This window comes from Armatimonadota bacterium (assembly GCA_013314775.1).
In the GTDB taxonomy this organism is placed as follows: domain Bacteria; phylum Armatimonadota; class Zipacnadia; order Zipacnadales; family JABUFB01; genus JABUFB01.
On sequence record JABUFB010000008.1, the window covers coordinates 1,078,550 to 1,101,046 of the forward strand.

Sequence of the window (22,497 nt, forward strand, 5' to 3'; positions counted from 1 at the left end):
CGATTATGATCCTTCCCGGGAACAAATCAGTTCAGGCGGCCCCACTATCGACGCCGGTCTTCTGGCCCCCAGGGTGGGGGCAGACGCGCGCTTTTCACCGAGTAAGCTTCAGCACACTATCCCCGTCGAAGGGTGCCACGAGTTCCACCTTTGCGCCGCAGGGGACCGTCAACGTTCCCGACGGCTCGCCGGTGGCGGGGTTGAACCACTCCCCCGACAGTTCCCCGGTGACGCCGGTCAGGTCGACCGTCACCGCGCCGCCATTGGGCGAGTAGATGAGATACTCCGCCCCCGGATCGGCCAGGCAGTATCCGCTCGACGCCAACTCGCCGTGAGGGACCGCCTTCGACAGATCCATCCGCTCGGCGAATCTCAAGGTGTATCCCATATTCTTGCGAATCGGGTCCCACTTCGGGTCCAGCGACAGGTTCGCCGTGAGGTGGTCGGTCCAGGCGCGGGCCGCGCCCGGTGTCACGGGCTGGATTGGAGGGCTGAAGGGGTCCATGAAGATGGGATTATGCCCCCTGCAGAAGCTCTTCCAGACCCATTGCGGGTTCCCGCCAATGCCCCACAGGTGGTCCGTGTCGTTGATGATGACCTTGCGTCCGTCCGCGGCCGGCGGGTTATCGCGGTAACCGCCATCGGGGTTGGGAGAGACCCATTCCGCCGGGCTTTCGAAGAGCGTGGCGTTCTTGCCCCGCTGCTTCGAGTCGCGGCAGTACTGGAAAGTCATGCCCACCGGGTGCTGTTTCCCCATGCCTTTCTCAAGCTCGTGGATGAAGCGGATGAAATGGTACTGCCAGTCGGTGGAGTACGCCCCTGACTCGTTCGCAATCTCATACAGCACGTTATCCAGGTCGTTCACGGTCTCCACGACCTTGCGGACGTAGGCCTCCTGGATCGCGACCACGGCGGGGAGCGCGAGGGTCTGGATTTCGATGCCGCGCTCATTGCCATCGGGATTCCCGTCGATGCCATTGATGTTGTTCCGGGCGTTGAAGGGGTGGCCGTCCCAGCACCAGGGCACGTCGGAGGCGTGCAGACCATGCCCCTCAAAGAGCATGATGGACACGTAAATGCCCCGCTCCCCCGCAGCCTGAACACGCTGGCGGAGACGATCGAAGTACGACTGATCAAAGCGTGACAGGTCGAACTTCGGCTTGCCGTCCAGCGCCAGCTCGGGCCCCGTCCGGGGCCAGGGGAATCCGGCGCAGTAGGTGGTCTCGCCGCCGTAGGCGTAGCGACTCAGTTCCCAGGTCCAGAGCCGGATAAAGTTGTGGTGGTAGTGCTCCATCATCTCCAAGCAGCCGACGAAATCGAACTCCGGCGGAGGGTCGGTCTTTCCCATGTCCTTGAGATTGCTCCAGGTGTGAGAGCCGGTCAGGTAGACCACCTTTCCGGCGGGATCGGCGAAGTAACGGGGGTTGTCGGGACTAACGCGCAAGGGGCCGCTTGCCGGGCCCGCCGAAGCGCTCAAAGATTCGATGACCATAAGTACCACTCCCAGGAACCCGAACAGTGTGACCGGCCGGCGACGGTTGAGCACAGCATCTGCCCGCGTCAAGTGGATCGACCTCCGATGTGATACTGCGGCGCGCTCAAGTGCCAGAGCACGTGCCCTGATGAGTCCCGACATCTCTCCGCCTGCTGCTTGATGCATCTCTGGTCCGGGCTTGCCCGGTGCTGCATCGGGGCAAGTCATCGCCGATGAGTCCCTTCCAGTATAGGACTCTCACCCGGACGTGAGCGCAGGAAAGAAGCCGCAGGTACATGATCAGGAAAAACAGCGTGCGCTCGCGGTCCTGGACCACCACAACCTCCGGCGCGGCATTATTGGTTCCTACATTTCCGACCGAAGGGTCTCGGTTCCTCCAGGACGGGTCGCCGAATTCGGCCGGGGACAAAGTCACCATCCGCGTAAGTGCCGTGGGACACACCCGGGCCTCCAGACGCCAATGCGCTGGAGGCCCGGGGAACAGCTTGGTACGTCCGGATTCGCGGGCATGAAACTGGGCACAGCGCCCGCGTGCATCCGCCCTGCTATTTCAAGTTGATTGGTCCCGTGAGGCCGGTGCCATCGGTGTAGTATGTGGCCCACGTGCCGGTCCCACGCCCCGAGACTTTCATCATGAACCCGGCCGCGACACCAGTCTGGAAGAAGCCGTCGGTGCCGTCAGGAACGAAGCGCACTGCCGAGGTGCCTTCCGGGGTCGCCACCCAGCCGGGCGGCGCGGTGAAATCCTGAACCCGTCCGCGCATCACGCTGATGAGCAGTGAATGGAAGTCGGTCGGGTCGTCAACAACCAGTGTCAGATAGGCCTTTCCGCGTGCGTTCTCAACGGCCACTCCATCGGCATACACGGCGGGAACTGCGACAGCCAGCACGGCCACAACAAGCACCCAGCACGTCATTCTGACTCGCATTGCGACGTCCTCCCTGTACGTAGCGAACCCAGATTTCGCTGCGTTGCCCCCTCCGGCCCGCTCTACAGCGGGCGGATATGATGAATGTTCCACATCCGAGCCGGCAGTTCCTTTCAAAAAACCAAGAAAAAGACAGACCTCTCTGGTTTGACTCAAGCTTATATATGACTAAGCTCAATTCAATGTGACAGTCTCTGCGACCGGACGGAGGAGACTGGCGGAGACTCTGGAGGGTTGACCCGCAAGGCGAGGCGAACAACGGAGGGGCGGGATGAGGGCGGACCAACCGGCGCGTATGGGGCCCGTCAGATCACCTTCAGCACCACCAGCACGCCCATGACGATGAATGCCCCGCCTGCCACGTACCGGATCAGCTCGCGGGGCAGACACGTAGCGCACACCTGGCCAAGGACGACCCCGAGTCCGGTCACAACGGCCAGCGCCAGTGCGCCGCCGGCGAACACAAGCCAGGGCGACTGGAACTTGGCAGCCTGGCTGATGACCGCAAGCTGGGTCTTATCGCCCAGTTCGGCTAGCAGCAGAAGGGTGAAAGTGGAGACAAAGGGCTTCCAGTCCATCATGATCCTCCGGTGAGTACAAACGCGCTGCCGGCAGGAAGCCGCAACGCGCTTCGTTATGCGTCCTCGCGGCATTCTACGCTGGGACGTAGGCAAGGACAAGTGTCCGGTCGGGCAGGACAGCACCGACTGAGCAGCGAACCTGCCGCTGATAGACTGTACGTTCCACGGCAAGCACCGCAGATCATAGACCAGGAGTCCACAGACATGGTTGACGGCACTTCCCCGGAGATGTGGGGCAAAGCAGGTGGGAAGCAGGAAGGCGATCTGAAGCGCGGCGCCTGGCTCAAGGACTCGCGGTTCGCGATGTTCATCCACTGGGGCCTGTACTCCGAACTGGCCGGGCGCTGGAAGGGCCGGACCTACTATGGCATCAGTGAGTGGATCATGAACCGCGCGCGAATTCCGGTGGCTGAGTACGAGCAGGTCGCCGCGCGGTTCAACCCGGTGGAGTTCGATGCCGCGGAGTGGGTAGGCATCGCGAAAGCCGCAGGCATGCGGCACATTATGATCACCGCGAAGCACCACGACGGGTTCGCGCTGTTCAAGTCGCAGGCGAGCCCGTACAACATCGTGGATGCCACGCCCTTCGGCCGTGACCCGATGAAGGAACTTGCCGATGCCTGCAGTGCCGAGGGCCTGCGCCTGGGCTTCTATTACTCGCAGACCCAGGACTGGCACGAGCAGGACGCCGTGGGCAACTCTTGGGACTGGCCCGAGGGCGGGGATTTCGACCGGTATCTGCATGGCAAGGTCGTGCCCCAATTGCGGGAGCTTCTCACCGGCTATGGCCCCGTGGCCGGGGTCTGGTTCGACACGCCGGGGCCGATCACGCCCGATCAGTCGCGGATGCTGGTGGATCTGGTACACGAACTGCAGCCGGAGTGCCTGGTAAACAGCCGCATCGGCAACGGTCTGGGAGATTACGATACTCTCGGTGACCAGGAGATCCCGCGTTTGCCTCGGGAGGGTCTCTGGGAGACGCCGGACACCCACAATGATACGTGGGGCTACGCCTGGTATGACCGCAACTTCAAGGGCCCGCGCACCGTGGCGGAACGGCTCATCAGGGTTGCGAGCCGCGGCGGGACCTACATGCTCAATGTCGGCCCCGACGGGCTGGGACGCATCCCGGAAGCATCAGAGCGAGTCTTGCGCGAGGTCGGACGCTGGGTGCATGCGCATGAGGACGCGATCCACGGCGTTGACCCCACGCCGCTGGGCCCTCTCCCCTGGGGTGAATGCACGGCAAGGGCCAACAAGCTTCATCTGCACGTCTTCGACTGGCCTGCGAGCGGGAGATTGGTGGTTCCGGGGCTGCGATCGCCGGTGGAAACGGCCCGGATTGGCGATGAGACACTCCCGGCGACTGCAGGAGACGCGCACGTGACGGTGCAGTTGCCGGCGGTCCGGCCGGGCGAGCTGATACCGGTGGTCGTCCTGGAAGTGCCGGAACCGATTGAGGCGGACCGGGAGCTGACCGTACTCGCGGGGAGCACGAACACACTGGATGCAGGCCTCGCCGAGATGACTGGCTGCGAGTTGCGGACGGTCCAGTGGATGGAGAAGTTCGGCGACTGGCAACACGCAGAGTGCGTGGGCGGCTGGCAGAAGGGCGGCACCGCGACCTGGACTTTCCGCACCCTCGAGCCGGGATCGTATGCTCTGGAACTGGAGTACTCCTGCCCTGCTGCAGATGACTACGCCGAGTGGCGGGTGCGGTGCGATGAGCTGGAGCTGACCTTTCCGCTCATCGACACCGGCGAAAGAGATCGGCGCGAAGCTTTCGGCGGGCAACTGCCCCGGTTCCGTACATACCGCGTGGGCATCGTGGATTTCCCGGAGCCCGGGGCGCATCAGCTCTCGACCGGACCTGCTGAAGCGGAGGGCCGGGGGATGCGACTGGCCCTGGTGAGGTTGGTTCCCGTGGCCGGACTCGGTTCCTGATATCACGAGAGGTAACCTATGTTGGGTATCCAGGCATTGCTCCTCCTCGCCACGGGCGCGACACAGGTCAGCGAGTGCGTGCCCCGTCCGGAAGACTACGCGTTGATGTGGTGGGCAGAAGGCTTCCCGTCCCATACCCCGGAAGCGCCGTGGCTGCGCTGCATCCAGACTGGGCGCTACGCCATCGCGCTCAACACCGAGACGCTTCAGGTTCCGCATTTTGGTCGAGTATCTGCGGGCCTGGACTATGCCGGAGCTGCGAAGGCGGACAACAGCATCGTGCACAGCCTCCCCCCGGCAGACCTCTCCCTCACCATATCCGTGAACGGAAAGACCTACCGTTGCGAAAGCGGCGCGAAGTGGACGCAGTTCGGTGGCCCTAGGCTCATCGAATCAGGACGGGTCATGCAGCGGGCGGATGTGACCGGCCTGGAATTCGCAGCGCAGGACGGCAGCCGGCTCCATGTGGACGCGCGGTTCGAGACAGTTGCCTGGCCCGACCGCCTGGCGCTCATTCTCGCCGCCCGGCCGGGCATGCAGCCGATTCCGCAGGGCGAGCCCTGTTTCGGGCGCATTGGCGGTGGGTACGGCTTGTCCGGCGCGAATCACCTCGAAATCCCGCACTCGCCGGAGCTTGAGCCAGAGCAGTTCACCCTGGAACTCTGGGCGTTCGTACCGGTGGATTACCAGGCATCGCCTCGCCTGAGCCCGTGGCTGGTATGCAAGAACGGGAACGAGTGGGTGGACGGCAACTACGGAATCATGATCATCGGGGGCCGGCCGCGGGCGATCGTGAATATCGGCGGGGGGCGCGAGAACTGCTTCCAGTTGGAGGCCCAGGGCGGAGCTGTGGTGCGGACGGAACAGTGGAACCACCTGGCCATCAGCTATGACGGAGACACCTTGCGCATCGCCGTGAACGGCCAGCCTGCCGGAGAGCTGAAGATCGGGCGGAAGCGCACGGCAGGGGCCGGAGGACTGGCCTTCGGGCGGCGCCAGGACAACTCCGGCGACGGCTACCACTTCCGGGGCGTGATCGACGAGGTGCGCCTGTACGACCGCGTGCTGACCGCCGAGGAGTTGCAGTCGCGCACCACGAAGCCCGAGCAGGCGCTCGCAGGAGCAACGCCGGTGCGTGAGTGGTCTTTCGACCCGAAAGGGCAGGCATCGACGAACAGGCCCGGCGAGCGCTGGCGCGAAGCGTCGATGGAGGTCTTGCTGAGCACGGAAAGAGGCACAGAGCGAGGGCGATGGGCCCTGCCGGAGGGGGAGGCCTGGGATGCAGACGCCTGGCGCGAAGCAGCGCTGGTGCTCTCCCCGGGAACAGACGAGCCGCCGAACGCCGGACAGTCGCTCAGGGTGGCGGCAACCGAGGTGCCCGCGGGCAATGAGCGCGCGGTGGAGTATGACCCGGCGCGGGGCTGGCATCGGATCGACCTGAACGGGGTCGCGCCCATCATCCCGGAAGGCGGGCATGGGAACCAGAACGACGCGGTCGAGCGAGTGAGGATTACCCTGACCAACCCAGACCCGGTGGAGCGCACCGCGAGGCTGCTGTTCGAGAAGGGGGCGGCAGGGATCGCGTTGCGCTTCGGCGCACCGATTACCGGCGTGTCCGCGTTTCTGCTGGACGTCGAGGGTAACCCCACGGGCATCCCCGTCCAGATCAGCAAGAACTGGCACGGCAGGCCGGAAGGCGGCGTCTATGCCGGCCAGTGGTTCCACGGCTTCAGCATGGTGCGCGTGCCGCCCGGGGAGACGGTTGAGCTCGAGCTGAACATCGTCTACGGTCACTACGGCGGGGTGGCGGCGGCGTCACACGCCCAGTTGTGCCTGATCGGCTGGGGCAGCAACCAGCTCTGGGACCAGTCGGCGCTGGGCTCGTGGGGCGAGAGCATCTGCTACGAACCCGATCAGGCACAGGCGGCGGCCACGGTCCTCGACGTGCGCCCGTTGATGGTGCGGTCGATGAACCGAAACATGGAGTGGAACTGGACGCACAATGTGGGCGGCGGCGACTTCTTCCGGTACTTTGCCCCCGATGGCAAGCGCGGTTTCCCCGCGCGCATGAAGACCGCGTACCTGAGTCAGTGCCCGGTTCTTACCGAGGTGCTCTACGCAGGTTGCACGGCGCAAAGACGCATCGAGCACGAGGCCACCGTGAGTCTGTACCGGTCGGACGACATCGTGCGGGGGGTATACCGGCTGAGGATGGACGTGAACGAGGCGACGCCTTTCTCGCGGTTCGTGATCTGCCAGATTGGCGCCGACACCTACAGCTACACCGGCGAGCGGAAGATGGCGCTGGGCAACGAGCAGGGCCTCGTGCGCGAGTGGGACACGCGCTGGGGAGGCGACCAGTACCGCACGGAGCCAATGCAGTGCACTGGCCGCGTCCCGTGGGTGTCGCTCCACGATGCGGTGTCTCGGGCCGGCGAAAATGGAGGCGCGTGGGCGAACCGGGGCCTGATTATCCGCAGTTGGAGGGCGCGCCTCGGCGGAAAGGATGCGAAACCATGGGTCGCGGAGTACGGGGTCCGTGCGTGCGGGACCGACACATCCACCATCGACATCATCCCGCCGCCCGGCGTCAACCAACTGCAACCGGGGGATTTCGTGGAGGCCACGATCGAGCATGTGATCCTCCCCCAGCACCCAGAGGACTACTACGGCCCCAATGCGAACCTGCGTTCCGCGCTGGAGAGCGATGGCAACACCTGGCGGATGGTGTACCGAGAGGCAACCGGAAACGACATTGCGGTTTCCGCCACAGTGGGGAGGACGGAGCGCGAGCGGCCTGCATTGATCCGCGCTGAGGGGGACCGTGCGGAGTTCAGCCTCGAGGGCGGGCTGGGGTACGTGCCGGTGACTATCGCCGGACTGTCTCGACCGGGAGCAGCAATCCTCGAGACGCGGACCGCGGAAACCTGGATGAGAGCGCCCGGCGCGGACGTCTGGCAGGCCGATTATGACCCACGCACGGGGACATGGGCGTACACCTTCAGCGTTCGCGCGGACGCACCGCAGGATGTGCGAACCAGGCGGCAGTTCCGGTTCCGCCTGCGGGACTGAGGCAGAGTCTCTGGCGATAACTCCCTGGGAGCGCCGGCCGTGCCGGATACAGTTACGGTCGCGGATCGCGCACAATCACGAACTGCGTGGTGATCGTGTCACCCGCGCAGTAGAACAACCGATAGCCTCGGGGCGTTGTGCCGTCGTGATTCCCCCGCGTGGTCGCGAGGCAGGCCGTGGTGGTATACAGCACCCCGTCGATGACTTCCTCCTGATTGGCGTGGTAATGCCCCGAGAGAACAGCCTTCAGGTTGTGCCCCTTGAACAGCGCGATCACATCCGCCGCGCCGGGAGCCAGATAGGCGCGGGTATTGGGGTACAGCGGGTGGTGAGTACACAGGACGATGGGCTGAGACGGGTCAGTAGCCTTGAGCAGCTCGCGAAGCCACTCGATGCGCTCCCCGCCGATGGGCTCGGTCTCCGGGTTGGAGTCCAGCAGGATGAACTTCCAACCGGCGTACTCGAAAACCCGGTTCAGGGGACCGAACTCACGCTCGAAGTAGCCCCCAGCGAGATCATGGTTGCCGCGCAGAGCGTAGTATGGCCTGCGTAGACGATCCAGTCCCATACGCGCAAGGGCCATGGCGTCTGACGCGGAATCCTGCGTCAGGTCCCCCAGCCACAGGCTGAACGCCACGTACGGGTCGGCGTTGATCATGTCTACCGCGTCGTTGAGGATTTCGACGCTCTTTGTGTCGGTGATATGGATGTCGTTTCCCTGCGCGAAACCGAACTCCAAAGCAGCGGGGTGGTTCTGCTGCCACTGTACCCAACCAGACGCCAGCTCGTCCCCGGACAGGGCACGGTCGTGGATTGCCGCAAGGGCCACTCCACCCGAGTAGGGACCGTTGAGGTTCGAGTAGGCGCCGACGGTGAGAGGCGTCCCGGGCCTGGAGACGAGAGAACCACTGATCTTGGATTCCGCGACGAGACCGCCATCCACATACAGGCGCGCTGCCGTGCCGTCGTAGGTCAGCGCAAGCTGGTGCCAGCCGGGCACGATCGGCGCGCTGACACCGGTCTGCCCTGAATCCGTGGTGACCCGGCCGACCCAGTTGCCCTGCGGGTCGGTGATGATGCCGAACACATCGCCGTCGGGACCGCCGTACACGTCCCGGCAGACGATCCCGGCGTAGAGGTTCCCGCGCTGCTCCTGGAAGACCACCGCGACCAGGGAGAATGCGGGCCAGCCATCGCCCAGAGCGGGCCCGACAGCGTACATCCCTGGCCCGGTCCGCAGGAGTGTGCGGCCCATGAACTGCTCGACCGAGTCGCCTTTGAGCGCGAGAGGGTGGCCATTGCCGGAGGTGTCGGTTACAACGGTTCCTTCGATGCTCTCGGCGGCCCACGAGGCGATGGGAACATCGCCTGAGAAAACTGGCGCTGTCAGAGTCAGTGCGAGAAGCGCGCTAAGCACGAATCTGCTCGTTTGGCCAGTAGGAGTCGTCATCGATCAAAGCGTCCCTCGTGTCGGTTGTTCGCGTGCCGCCTGGAACCAAACGAGCCGATGACGGCCAGGGAACGGCGTTGTGCGCCTGTCAGGCACCCGTACGCTCCGGGTCAAGCACACTACAATCGTGGTTGACGAGACCGTTCTCTGCGAGGTCCCTATTCAGCCCTGCCAGAGCACCTCGATCACGTCGTCCAGCCCTGTCACGCTCTCCGTAGGCGCCTCGATGATGAGTCTGCCGTTCTCTTCGCGGTGAGGTAGGTTCTGGCCGGTGGCAAGTAGTCTCACGCGTTTCGGCACGGCCGGAGGAAGCACTTCGATATTGCCCCTGTGCCCCGGAAGGACATGGAGATACCAGACATCTTCCCCGCGGGTGATGGGCACATTGGCGCGGTCGTCGCCGGGGGTCGGCCTGGCGCCGATGAGCGACTTGCGACTGTGCTTCATCCACCCGGCCAGTTCCGCGGCATGGTCGTAGAAGCCCTGGGGCATAGTTCCGTCCGGAGCAGGGCCGACATTGAGCAGGAAGTTCCCGCCCCATGACCGGCACTTGACCAGGGTCTCGATGACCCAGGATGTGGGGCGAAAGCGCCCCTTCGGATTGTAGCCCCAGTGACCGTTCCAGGCGATGCAGTATTCCCACCAGCCCGATGGACGGCCGTCCGGGAAGTTCCATTCAGGGGTGGCGAAATCGCCCACGCCTCCCCAGCGGGGATTGATCACGATGCCGGGCTGCAGGTCCCGCACCCACTGGAGGGTCTGCTCGGTGCGGATGTCCTTGATGCCCGGCCAGCCCATGCCGTCAAACCACAGCAGGTCGATCTTTCCGTAGCGCGTGAGCAGTTCGGCAAGCTGCCCGATGGTGTATTCGTAGAAGGCGTCGAAGTCTTTCTGGTTCTGGATAGGCTCCCGTGGGGGGTGCTTGCCACGCTTATTGTAGTCGAAGTCCACGTCGCCCACGGGGAACCCCGGGTAATGCCAATCCACGGGCGAAAAGTAGAAGCCGACTTTCAGACCGTGCCTGCGGCAGGCATCGACGTAGGGTTGTAGCAGGTCGCGACCGCCCATATACTGGCGGGTGCTCATGTCGCCGAAATGCGTGGGCCACAGAGCGTAGCCGTCGTGGTGCTTTGTGGTGAGCACTGCGTAGGTGAAGCCGGCCTCCGCGGCGGCTTGCATCCACTTGTCCGGGTCGTAGTTCTGGGGATTGAAGTCTTTGGCCAGCGCGTAATACTTGTCAGGCGGGTGGAAGCGGGGATCGCCGCCTGCCGGGTAGTCCTTGATCATCGCCCAGGAGGGTTGGATTCCGGCAACGCTGTGAATTCCCCAATGCATGAACAGGCCCAGGCCCGCTTCCGGGAACCATTGGGCGTCCGGGTGGGTGGTGCGCTCGAACTTCGGGGCCGCTCCGGCGGGAATGCAGAGCGCCAGAGCCAGCAATGCGGGAGGTATCAGCATGGGTGTCACGCCTCGCATGGGTACGATCTCTTGAGTCCGTCCAGGGCCAATCCGGTTCGTGTTCGCGATACAGGGCAGCCAGTCGGGGACACCCTGCCTCCCACGTCGCCTTGGGGCGCGCGATGGGCTGTCCTGCCAGTTCCTACTTTAGGCCCAGAAAACCGCGGAGCTGGAGAGTGTTTGCCACGTCCGCCTGGTTGATCAAAGCACCGCCGTCGATCACCATGGCCATCACGATGTGCTCGCTATCGAGTTTGCCGTTCTCATCCATACTGTCTTCTCCCCTCTTGAACTCGGTCATGGGGAGCTCGACCGTCTGCCAGTCATCCCCCGCCTGCAGCTGCACCATCGCGCTGTAGTTGGCCTTCTTCTCCTCGCCACGCCCGGTGCGTTCCTCGAGGTCCACGACAAGGGTAGTCGCCTTCTCCGATTTCACCTGCAATTGCAGTGTCTTGATACCCTCCAGAGACCCCGGCCTGACCTGATGCACAAGCGCAAAGACACTCTGCGCCGGGACTTCATACTCGACCTTCAGCGCCGCGCCTGCTCCCTCTTGCGTAACCGCTGACGTCTTCACCTTACTGCCGCCCAGGAGCGCAACACCTTCCAGCGGCCAGGCGTAGTCCTGGATGAGTACCGTGCCCTCCTGCGTCTCACCCTTCTCGGGCTCGACCGTGCACAGTTCGAACTCGTCGAGCATGACGACCTGTTCGGCAGCAGGCGCCACGTGGAACATTGGGTTCTGCTGCGCAAGAAGCCGGAAGAAGCAGCCCACATCCACCAGCACGACTGCCTCGACGCTCTCCGGGGTCAGCTTGCCGTCAGGGTCGGCACCGCTGTCGCGGTCGTAGTGGAAGTCATCAATGCCGATCTCATACTCAGCCCACTCGCCGCCTTCGCACCAGATGAAGGCGCTGTAGCGCGGCCCGTCTTCGCCGCCCTCAGCCAGCATCACGGAAAGAGCGGTACTGATCTCGGCGGTCGCTGCGAACCGCACGGCTTTCAGTCCCGGAAGACCGCCCTCGGTCGGAAGTATGAGCGACCCGGGCAGTCCGTTCGCCGCGTCGCCGGGCTTGATGGCGCGCTGCGGGTACCAAAGCTCGAGGGCGCCCGCGCCCTTGAACGCGAAGCCTTCAGTCGTAGTCACACCCAACTCTGCCAGCGGATCGGCAGACGCAAATCCCCCCAGATCTTTTTCGAAGTCCAGCTTGCGCAGAACCCCCTCGTCCTGTGCCCACGTCAGGCACCTACTCATCACCAGGCAGGTCAGCATGAGAGCTCTGGTCACCATGACATTCCTCCCCAGACGGATTCCCCCCACCGCTCAGCGCAGCCGCGCAACCTGTCAATCGTCCATCATCGGTTCAGTACTTCGCGCCCCATGTGCAGTCACCTGCCGCAGGGGAAAACCCGTGTTCCGCGCGCCTGAACCCTTGCCGATCGAACACTGAAGCCGGCCTGGTCCGGCTACTTCCGGTAGGCCTGCTCGACCTTGGCAATGGCAAGGCCCACGTCCCGAGCATCATCGTCGCTGAAGCTCTCGTGAACCGAGGTTCGCATCAGGTTCGCATCGGCCAGTTCCGCGTTGGGGCAGCAGTTCTCGTAGTCGAACTGGCCTCCCCACAAGGGGCAGCACCACGGGCACTGGGTCTCGCCGTAAGCTCTGCGGTCCAGGATGTATGGGTTCTTCCAGGCGAGAGCCCCGTAGTTCGGGGACACCCCGACACCCTCGGCGGCGACGGCCTCGCAGAACCGCGCCTTGTCCACAGTCATCCGGTCGGCATGCCAGCGAAGGAAGATGAACCAGTAAGCCGACTTCGCACCCTCAATGATCTTGCCCATCTGCACACCCTCGCAGCCGTGCTCCGCGAGGACTTCGCCGATGATCTCAGCGCACCGGCGACGCACCCGGACGATCTCGGGGAGCTTCTCAAGCTGCACCCGGCCGATGGCCGCCGCCAGTTCGGTCATGCGGTAGTTGATACCCACGAACATGTTGCCGGGGGCGTCGGAGTTGAAGGGCTTGCCCCGGTCGGCGAAACGCTTGGCCTGCCAGTACAAGTTCTCGTCGTTGGTGACCACCATGCCGCCCTGGCCGCCGGCGGTAGAATGCTTCCCGCTCATGAGCGAATAGCAGCCCATATGGCCGATGGAACCAACCTTCTTCCCCTTGTACTCGGCATCGTGGGCCTGGGCGCAGTCTTCCACGACCCACAGGTTATGCTCCGCCGCGATGGCCATGATCCCATCCATGTCGCAGGGCTGTCCGGCGATATGCCCGCAGACGATAGCCTTCGTGCGTGGCGTGATTCGCTCGCGAACCGAGGCCGGGTCCATGTTCTGAGTTTCGGGGTCGGCATCGGCGAAGATTGGGATACAGTTCTGCAGGAGGACCGGCATGATGGCCCCCGGATCGGTGATCGGCGAGCAGATGACCTCGCTGCCGGCGTCGAGGCGCAGCGCTCCTATGGCCGTATGGACCGCGCCCGTGCCATGGGATACAGCGTTTGCCCACTTGCAGCCCATGTGAGCGGCGAATTCGCTCTCGTAAGCGTCCACCTCGACGCCCCCGTATCGTTCGAAGGCGCCGCCTTCGGTGCGGGCGCGTTCCACAACACGCATGATCGCGGCGACCTCGCGGTCGTCGATCTGGTCGCGCATCGGGAAGGGCGTGGTGCGGACAGGGGTGCCACCGTCAATAGCCAGTGTGCTCATGTCGGCCTCCATTCGATCTATGCACAGACAACGCTGCGCTGAGTTTCAATGATACGCCCTGCAGCGTCAAGGGCAGGCACCGGTTGCTTGCGCGAACGATCGGCAGTCAACCCGGCGCACTTTCACCGGGCGGGTTCCAGGTTCCTTCCCGTGGTCACGCACAGTGCGCAGAGGTGATGAAAGGGCTGCGCGCGAAGTGTGCCCGGGAGCCTGGCGGACCGTAGAGATGCGCAAGAGGTGACCCGGATGCAAGTCAGATGGCTGCTGGCACTGTTGGTTCTCACAAGCACTTGTTTCGCCGCTCCGCTGCGAATTGTAGATATCACAGGTGACGCAGATCTCGTGCCGTTGAGCGACGCCTTTGCCGACCTCGGCGAAAGAGCGACCGTGACGGCGCCTGGTTTGAATCAGCCGCTGGACCTGGGCGGCGCAGACGTGTTGGTGATTGACGGTGAGACGGACCTGGACGCGCGGAGCGTGCAGGCCGGGGCGCTGGAGGCATTCGTGCGCAATGGAGGCGGCCTGCTCATCGCGGGCATGCCTGCGACCCTGTCGAAGACCACACGACTGTGGCAGTTACTGGGCGATACCGCTCCCGCAAACGTGGTGGCTGCAGACCTGTTCCCCGATAATTCCGGCGACTGGATGTGGACCGGCCCGCAAGCCGGTGAGACGCCCGACCACATCAGGCATATCCGCAAGACGATCACCGTGGCCAAACCGGTGCGCCGGGCGTACATCCGGACTACCGCAGACAACCTGTACTGGGTGTACGTCAACGGTGAGCAGGTGGGGTACCACTGGAGCTGGTATGACCTGGAATTGTGGAACATCACCGACAATCTGAAGCAGGGCAAGAACGTCATCGCATTCAAGGCGCGCAATGTCGACGGTCCGGGCGGGTTCTACGCGCAGGTTGGTATCGAGTACGAAGACGGCACCCGCGAGCTGATCGCAAGCGACAGGACATGGAAGTTCCATATTCCGGAGGAGCAGGGCTGGAACACGGTGGAGTTCGACGACGAGGCCTGGCAACCAGCTAGGGAGATTACGCCTTTCGCAGCGCGTGGCGTGTTGCCGGACCGCGGGTCCGAACTGGAAGGGGAACTCTCCATGGACCTGACGCACCCCGTCTTCAATGCCATCGCCGACCGGTTCGGTCCCGTCAGCACCGTGCGCGATCTGGACCCGAAGCCCGGTTCCCAGGTCCTCGCACGCGTCGCCGGGCAGCCTGTGCTGCTTGCGCGCGAGTTGGGGCAGGGCCGCGTGCTCTTGATCAACACCGTAGGCAAGCGCGGAGGGATCGGGACGGGTGAGATGGCCGATGATCTGCTCTGTACCAGCCTGCTGTGGCTGGGCAAGCGCGCCGAACCGGTGCGCTTCGGTTCCGCCGAGTATCTGCCCGAGACTGTCCCCATTGACGGACAGGTTCGCCCGTACCTGCGTCTGCTGAGGGCCGACCCTCAGTCTCCGGTGGAGCTGCGGGTGAGCGTGGAATATGCGGATCGGCATACACTCGAGCAGGAAGCCGGAGAGCTGAGCCCGCTGCGCACCACTGTGGATGGGAATGGTCTGGAGGGTGAGATCAGGCTTCTGGACTACCGGGCCGAAGGCACGCTGGTCTTCACCGCAACCATGAGCGACGAAGAGGGCAACGTAACCTTCCGCCGCGACTGGCAATCGGAGGCGACGAACCCGGTGAATATCGCGCTGTCAGTGCCGGGAAATCGCACCGTGACCGCGGAGGGCTTTCAAATCGACTTCGCGGGCACCCGCCAGGGAGACCTGCCCGAAGGGGCGCAAATCGTTGCCTGGGTCGAGGACCCGTCGGGCCGGGAACTCGCGCGTATCGCCCCGGCGCCTCGAGAGGACCGATTCGATTGGTCCTACCGTGTGCCGAACCTGGCGGAGGGGGAATACCGGTTGCGCACCCGGGTGAGTACCGCGGAAGGCAAGATCCTCGACGAATCCGCACTGACGTTTCACGTGGTGCCGCGCCTGGATCTGGGGGATTTCTACCCGACCACCATGCGCCTGTCACCCTTCAGCACCTTCGACCAGGCTGCCATTGAAGCGGAGATCGAGGCGATCATCGCCCACGGCTTCAACACTCTCACATTCAGCGGTCGACGGCTGCGAACCGGCCCCAATGCGGTACTCGACTTCGCCGAAGACTATGCACAACGCAGAGGGATGGCCGTCAGCTACTCGTTCCAGGGAGACTTCTCTTTGCTGAACCGGGATACGCCACCGCCCGTTTCTGTGTACTCGCCGGAATACAGCGCGGCACTGCGCCCGGTGATCGAGAAAGCCGTCGAGACTTGCCGGCGTGTGCCGAGGCTGCTCAACGTGCAGGGCTATATGGACGAACCCTTCCAGGTCGGCGGCAATACCTTCGATGACCGGCCGCCTGCCCGTGAGGAGTTCCGGCGGCGGTACGGAATTGAGATGCCCACCCGTGAGGAGGCCATGAAGGACCCGGCCCTGTGGCTCAAGTACGTGGACTTCTGGAGCGACGGTTTCGCTGCGGGCTGGCGGCAGAGCTACGCGATGGTCAAGGAGCTTTACCCGGACTTCTGGGTGGAACTGACCCATGACTCGCACAACACCTTCGGGGCCGCCGGCAACGGGTTCAGAGGCAGTTGGGCTGTGGATGACGTCTTCCACTGGGGAGCACCCTTTGATTCGGTGAATTACGACATCTACCCGTACCTGTCCACGGACTTCCGCCGGGGCAAGTTCCGAGACCCCATGGTCCCGCGCATCGCCGGCATCCACATGGCTTTCGCGCAGATGCGCAATCTGGCATACACCTATGAGAAGAAGCTGGGGTTCTGGGTGGAATCCGGCTGGGGAGGCAAGCTTGCGCCGGAGTCAGACCTGCGACGCTTCACATGGTCTCCGAGGGAGCTGACTTACACGGCGATTGCGGCCGGGTGTGATTACCTGAACACATTCTGGGGCATCCCCGAGGACCCACGCTGGTGGCAGACCCATGGGGAGACGATGAATGAAGTGAAGGCGGTCGCGCCGCTCCTCACCCGCAGCAAAGTGCCGCAGGCGAAAGCCGCTTTCCTCTTCCCGCGCACTCAGCACGTTCTCCTGCAGGAGGAGTACTGGAACGTGATGGTGGCCCTGGAGGCCTTCCGGCGGGCATATGGCGATCTGGACTGCATCCACGAGGATCAGCTCGCGCAGGGCAAGCTGGACCAGTACGCAATCCTGTGCCTGTTCGACGTGCACCTGATGAAGCGCGCGTCGGCGGAGACCATACGCGCCTGGTGTGAAAAGGGCGGGTTCTTGCTCGCGGACGAGGTGCCATCGCTGGACGAACTGAAGCGGCCGCTGGGCATCTTTGAGCAACTCTTTGGGGTCACAGGCAGCGCGGAGGTCCGCGAGGGGCCCTTTGTGATTAGCGGATCACCTGCGACGGGCGAGGTCCCGCGCCTGTGGGGGCTTCGTAGTTACACCAGTGGTGACGCCACACCATCACGGGAGACGGCAGGCGGTGCGCCGGTGTGGTTCCAGCGGCAAGCGGGTGAAGGCTCAGCCAGACTTCTCAATCTTCCGTTGAAAGACTGCTACTTCCACGCATTGGCGCAGTCCGATACGAGCCCGGATGCGGCAGGCATACTGGGCCTGATCAATGCGGCAACAGCGGGAATGCCGGCGCCCAATGTCGCATCTAACAACCCCGAAATCGAGGCGGCGGTGCGCCAGACCGAGCAGGGGACCACGCTCCTGTTCGTCATCAATCACGAGGGGCAGGATCCGGTGACCACGGTCCAGGTGAACTGCGCACCGCCCGGATGCATCGCTCGGGACCTGGTGAGCGGCGAACGGGTCGCGACGGAAGGGGAATACCGCCTGATGCTGGAGTGCCCCTGGGGGACCACGAGGCTCATCGGCCTGTTTCCCTCGGACCCGAGTGGCGTGGCCATCGTGGGCCTGCCGGAGACCGCGCAAGCCGGCGAGACTGTGGCATATACGGTCGAAGTCGGTGGCGGCGACTCTGAGGGAAATCACCTGCTGGACATCACGGTGGCGGGACCAGACGGCCAGGCGCGATTGGCTTTCTCCGGCCGGACGTGCACGGAAAACGGGCGCTGCGAGCGCAACGTCCGGCTGCCGATCAATGCGCAACCGGGGACGTGGACGGTGCTGGCCAAGAGCCTCTGGGACGGATCATCCGCCCAGGCGACTTTCCAGGTTCGGGAGAGCACCGAGGGCTGAGCCCAGACGGCCACGCGAGGCTCTGTGCCCGGCTGCCGGTTGGAGATACCCACGGATATGCAAGGCATCGGCCCTTCAATGGGTGTACTCGCCCTCTTTCTGGCAGTCTGCCTTCCCGCGAATGCAGACCTGGCCGGCGCACGGTATGCCCACACCACAACGCTCCTGTCGAACGGTGGAGTTCTGGTGTACGGCGGCCTCGGGACGGGCTACGGCTTCCTCTCGCGCGGCGAGTTGCTGGACGAGACCGGCTCCCCTGTCGGCCTCGCCCCGTTCGGGCATAAGGCAAGAGCTTTCCACACGGCCACGAGGCTGCGTGACGGCGCGGTGCTGATTGCCGGCGGGTTCATGCTGCCCTACTCGACCTCGCGGACCGCAGAGTTGTACGACGGCAATCGGTTCGTGTTCATCACCAACCGCATGAGTGTTCCGCGGGAACTGCACGCGGCCACGCTGCTCGTTGATGGCCGGGTGCTCATCACCGGCGGGTTCATCGGCGGCGTGCGGTCGGTGGCGGAATGTGACCTGTTCGACCCAGTGACGCGGCGCTTCACCGCGGCCGCCACGATGCACCAGCCGCGGTTCGGCCACGCGGCGACGCTGCTCAAAGACGGCCGGGTGCTGGTAACCGGCGGCACCGTGTTCCCCGGGGAGAAAACGCTGGCATCGGCGGAGATATACTCGCCCGCAACCGGGCGCTTTGAGCAGGCCGCGCGGATGTGCGCAGATCGGTCCCGGCACACCGCAACGCTTCTGCAGGACGGGCGAGTGCTCATCACCGGCGGCTACAGCGCCTCCGAGGGCCTGCAACTGGCGAGTACTGAGGTTTTCGACCCAGTGACAGGCCAATTCGCGCCGGGCCCGCCGATGATCTTGCGACGGATGGACCATCAGGCAACACTGCTGCCGGACGGCCGCGTCCTGATCACCGGGGGCCTGAGTGGCGAGGGAGGGGCCCACACCATTGCTGAATGTGAAGTGTTCCGGCCCGCATACGGGGATTTCTCCCCGGCGGGCAGACTCCTGGCGCCGGTGCATGAGCACCAGGCGACATTGCTTGCTTGCGGGAAGGTGCTCGTGACCGGAGGCATGGTTGTCAATGGCGAACGTCACCGCGCAGCTCCCCTGGCGCAGGTGATTGCGCCGTAGAGCGATGCGGCCAGTCGTGGCCGCTGAGAGGAGTGGTGAGTAAGATGATCAACGCCCGGCAAATCGCAATCACGGCGACTCTCATGGGGCTGCCTACACTCGGGATGCCGGGTCCCCCCACGATGCTGGGCATCGAGGGGACGCAATTCACCATCAACGGCAGTCCCAGGTTCTTGTTGGGGTTCAGTTACTACGGTGGGCTTGGGGCATCCGAAGAGTTCGTGACGCTCGATCTGGATGATATGCAGGCGCGGGGCTTCAACTGGCTGCGCGTCTGGGCGACCTGGGCGGGATCGGGTGCGGATGTCTCGGCGGTCGACAGCCACGGACACGCACGGCAGCCATACCTGAACAGACTGGCGTGGCTGGTGGGGGAATGCGACCGGCGCGGGATGATCGTTGACGTGACCCTGACCCGCGGCAAAGGCGCCGGGAGCGTGGCGGATCTACCGGCCCACCGGGAGGCGGTCAGGACCATCATCGGGGCCCTGCAAGGGCACGCGAACTGGTACCTGGACCTGGCCAATGAACGCGATGTTCGAGATGCGCGATATGTGAGTGTGTCTGAACTGAGAGAACTGCGGCAACTGGCGGCAGAGCTGGCCCCGAAGCTTCTCGTAACCGCCTCCTTCGGCGGGCATGACCTCGATGAAGCATCTGTGCGTGAGGCGCTGTTTGACGCAAAGCTGGACTTCCTGTGCCCCCACCGGCCCCGTCATGCCGATTCACCCCAACAGACTGAGAGCGAGACGCGTAAGGTATTGGCGGCCATGAAAACACTGGGCGTGACGGCGCCGGTGCATTACCAGGAGCCCTTCCGGCGCGGGTACAGCCAGTGGGAGCCAATTGCTGAGGACTTTCTGATCGACCTGCGAGGAGCGGTGCGCGGCGGAGCCGCGGGGTGGTGCTTCCACAACGGCAGTCAGAGGCGGGCGGTAGACAACGAACCCCGCCGCTCGTTCGATATGCGCGCCCGGCGGCTATTCGACCAACTCGATGACGAAGAGCGCAAGGTGGTCGACGCGGCCGGGCCGGTGGTCATGAGCGCAGGGGACTGAGTATGCAGGCCGGGAACCGGAGAGGTGCCACGATGCCCACGCGGTCTCATGCCCTCACCTTCGTGCGAAGCACCCTCGTTTTCGGAGGCGTTTTGATGCTGTGCGGCGCCGCGAGCAGCGATGAAATGTGGCCCGGTCGTCACTGGCCGACGGCATCGCCCGCGGAAATGGGCATGGATGCCGCCAAGCTCGCGGCACTCGCCCAACAGGTGGGCGGCCGGGGTTGCGTCATTCGGCATGGGGCGCTGGTCCACTCCTGGGGCGACATTGCTGGGCGGGGGGACGTGGCCTCGGCGGCGAAACCCGTCTATGCCCACTTCATCCTGAAAGCCGTGGAGGACGGGCGCATTCCTGGTCTCGACTCACCTGTGCGCGACTTCGAGCCCCGGCTGGATGCGATCAACGCGGCTTTGGGCCACAAGGACCGGGCGATGACATGGCGCCACATGGTCAATCAGACCGCTTGCTACGGAGTGAGCGAAGCGCCGGGGACCGCGTACGACTACAATGACTGGCACATGGCGCTGCTGTTCGACACGCTCCTTCTGAGAGTGTACGGTGCGAGCCATGAGACCATGGACGATGAGGTTCTGCGCCCCCTGCTGGCGGAGGTAATCGGCTGCGAGGACTCCCCCACTTTCCTGGCTTTCGGGGCGAAGGACCGTCCCGGTCGCCTGGGCATTTCGCCCCGAGACTTCGCGCGCTTCGGGCTGCTGTATCTGCGGGAAGGGCGGTGGAACGGGACGCAGGTTCTCTCGCCCGAGGCAGTGGCGATGGCGACCCGGAGCCCACTTTCTAACGCGATCCCCAGGACGACAGGGGCTGAGGCGGAGATGATCCCCGGACAGCGCAGCCTGGGATCGAAAAGCCTACCCGACAACCAGACTGACCACCTGGGCAGCTACAGTTTCCTGTGGTGGACGAACGGGGTGGATCGCGAGGGCCGGCGGAACTGGCCGAAGGCTCCCCACGATACCTTCGGAGCTTTCGGCCACGGCGGACGCAGGGCGATGGTGGTAATCCCAAACCTGGACGCAATCGTCAGCTGGAACGACGCGCGCGTGGATTCGCGGGAAGCGCAGGACCGGGCGCTGCAACTGCTCACGGAGGCCTGCACTGACCGCGACCCCATGTTCGACCAGGTTACCACCGACCCCTCACGGCCGGGGGCTATTGTGAGGAAGCATGGGCAGCCGCTGGTTCTCTGCGGTCCGGGAGACCCCGAGGACTTCCTGTACCGCGGAGCCCTGCGCCCTGACGGCACCCGGGACGGCGACCAGATGCAGATCATCCGCAAGCTCGCGGCCACCGGCGCGAACTGCCTGTATGTGCAGGCGATCCGTTCCCACGGAGGCGACGGAGATGCGACCCAAAATCCGTTCATCGACCACGACCCGGGCAAAGGCCTGGATGAACGCCTGCTGGACCAGTGGGAGCAGTGGTTCGCGGCAGCGGACGAGGCTGACATTTGCATGGTTCTGTTCATTTACGACGACAGCGTCAGAGTCTGGAATACCGGCGATGATGTGGGGCAGCCCGAAAACCATCTGCTGCGTACGCTGGCGGCACGCTTCGGCAAGTACCGCAACGTGATCTGGTGCGTGGCCGAGGAATATCAGGAGGCGCTGCGCCCGGAGAGAGTACGCAAAATCGCGGCGATCCTCAAACAGGCCGATCCGAACCGCCATCCCGTCGCGGTGCACAAGCTGGATGGGCTGGACTTCGCGGAGTTCGCCGACGATCCGAACATCGACCAGTTCTCTATTCAGCGCAATGCGCAGTCGCCGGAGGAGCTTCACGAGGGACTCGTGAAGGCCTGGATTGAGGCCGGGGGACGCTACAGCCTAAACATGTCGGAATGCGCGGGAATGGGTACGGGGTCCAGTCTGCGGCGCTGGATATGGGCCTGCGCCATGGCAGGGGTCCACGTGATGGTGCTGCAGATGGATGTAGCGGGAACACCGCCCGATGACCTGTACGCGTGCGGATATCTCAGGCGGTTCCTGGAGCGTTCTGATTTCAGTTCCCTCGCTCCGCATGACGAGTTGGCGCTTGGAGATACCGATTGGGTGCTTGCCGCCCCCGGTGACAGATGGCTGGCTTTCTCATCCCACGCGGAAACGGGGCTTGGGCTGCGCAATGTGCCGGCAGGCAGGTACTCGGTGGACTGGATGGACTGCGCGAGTGGCCGAGAGTTTCAGCAGACCGGCGTGTCCCTGGCAGCCGGCGACATTGTGTTCGAGCGTCCGGCAACCATTGGTCCCGAGGCGGTTGTCCGGGTTCGTCGTCACGACTGAGGACGGGACGCTGGCAGGCCGGCCTGATCGCCCTCTCCATGATCGGAATACCCTTGTCGAGCAGGAGAATGGCACTGTCGTCCAGCATCAGCTTGCGGTTACACACAAACAGTTAC

13 protein-coding genes are annotated in these 22,497 nt (G+C 64.2%); 6 read left to right on the forward strand and 7 right to left on the reverse strand.

Features of this window, described 5'->3' with window-relative positions:
* Window positions 1-94 precede the first annotated feature (94 nt).
* The 3 genes from HPY44_11245 to HPY44_11255 all read right to left on the reverse strand — a co-directional run bounded on the left by HPY44_11245 (window position 95) and on the right by HPY44_11255 (window position 3,005).
* Window positions 95-1,564: a hypothetical protein gene (locus HPY44_11245; GenBank protein ID NSW56583.1), complete on the reverse strand. Its 1,470-nt coding sequence runs from the start codon at window positions 1,562-1,564 to the stop codon at window positions 95-97.
* 476 nt (window positions 1,565-2,040) lie between these two features.
* Complete coding sequence (locus HPY44_11250) at window positions 2,041-2,424, reverse strand: hypothetical protein (GenBank protein ID NSW56584.1); 384 nt, start codon at window positions 2,422-2,424, stop codon at window positions 2,041-2,043.
* Between the two features lie 305 nt (window positions 2,425-2,729).
* On the reverse strand, window positions 2,730-3,005 hold the full coding sequence (locus tag HPY44_11255; GenBank protein NSW56585.1) for a TMEM165/GDT1 family protein: 276 nt from the start codon (window positions 3,003-3,005) through the stop codon (window positions 2,730-2,732).
* A 204-nt stretch (window positions 3,006-3,209) separates the two neighbouring features.
* Here HPY44_11255 and HPY44_11260 point away from each other — a divergent pair, with 204 nt between their 5' ends.
* Together HPY44_11260 and HPY44_11265 are read left to right on the forward strand one after the other, a co-directional pair.
* Window positions 3,210-4,949 (forward strand): alpha-L-fucosidase, encoded by a 1,740-nt coding sequence (locus tag HPY44_11260; GenBank protein NSW56586.1) that lies wholly within the window; start codon window positions 3,210-3,212, stop codon window positions 4,947-4,949.
* A gap of 18 nt (window positions 4,950-4,967) precedes the next feature.
* Window positions 4,968-8,021, forward strand: a complete 3,054-nt coding sequence (locus tag HPY44_11265) for a LamG domain-containing protein (protein NSW56587.1) — start codon at window positions 4,968-4,970, stop codon at window positions 8,019-8,021.
* A gap of 52 nt (window positions 8,022-8,073) precedes the next feature.
* On the opposite strand, the gene HPY44_11270 is transcribed toward HPY44_11265, so the two are convergent.
* The 4 genes from HPY44_11270 to HPY44_11285 all read right to left on the reverse strand — a co-directional run bounded on the left by HPY44_11270 (window position 8,074) and on the right by HPY44_11285 (window position 13,644).
* On the reverse strand, window positions 8,074-9,438 hold the full coding sequence (locus HPY44_11270) for a metallophosphoesterase (GenBank protein NSW56588.1): 1,365 nt from the start codon (window positions 9,436-9,438) through the stop codon (window positions 8,074-8,076).
* 195 nt (window positions 9,439-9,633) lie between these two features.
* Window positions 9,634-10,947, reverse strand: a complete 1,314-nt coding sequence (locus HPY44_11275) for an alpha-L-fucosidase (protein NSW56589.1) — start codon at window positions 10,945-10,947, stop codon at window positions 9,634-9,636.
* 124 nt (window positions 10,948-11,071) lie between these two features.
* Window positions 11,072-12,220, reverse strand: a complete 1,149-nt coding sequence (locus tag HPY44_11280) for a CIA30 family protein (GenBank protein ID NSW56590.1) — start codon at window positions 12,218-12,220, stop codon at window positions 11,072-11,074.
* A 176-nt stretch (window positions 12,221-12,396) separates the two neighbouring features.
* Window positions 12,397-13,644: a DegT/DnrJ/EryC1/StrS family aminotransferase gene (locus tag HPY44_11285; GenBank protein NSW56591.1), complete on the reverse strand. Its 1,248-nt coding sequence runs from the start codon at window positions 13,642-13,644 to the stop codon at window positions 12,397-12,399.
* A gap of 246 nt (window positions 13,645-13,890) precedes the next feature.
* Here HPY44_11285 and HPY44_11290 point away from each other — a divergent pair, with 246 nt between their 5' ends.
* The 4 genes from HPY44_11290 to HPY44_11305 are packed head-to-tail and all read left to right on the forward strand — an operon-like array spanning window position 13,891 to window position 22,381.
* On the forward strand, window positions 13,891-17,877 hold the full coding sequence (locus tag HPY44_11290; protein ID NSW56592.1) for a hypothetical protein: 3,987 nt from the start codon (window positions 13,891-13,893) through the stop codon (window positions 17,875-17,877).
* Between the two features lie 57 nt (window positions 17,878-17,934).
* On the forward strand, window positions 17,935-19,026 hold the full coding sequence (locus HPY44_11295) for a hypothetical protein (protein ID NSW56593.1): 1,092 nt from the start codon (window positions 17,935-17,937) through the stop codon (window positions 19,024-19,026).
* Window positions 19,027-19,070: 44 nt separating this feature from the next.
* Window positions 19,071-20,084 carry a hypothetical protein gene (locus HPY44_11300; GenBank protein NSW56594.1) on the forward strand — a complete coding sequence of 338 codons (1,014 nt, stop codon included), beginning with the start codon at window positions 19,071-19,073 and terminating at the stop codon, window positions 20,082-20,084.
* Window positions 20,085-20,116: 32 nt separating this feature from the next.
* Window positions 20,117-22,381 carry a serine hydrolase gene (locus HPY44_11305; GenBank protein NSW56595.1) on the forward strand — a complete coding sequence of 755 codons (2,265 nt, stop codon included), beginning with the start codon at window positions 20,117-20,119 and terminating at the stop codon, window positions 22,379-22,381.
* Window positions 22,382-22,497 lie beyond the last annotated feature (116 nt).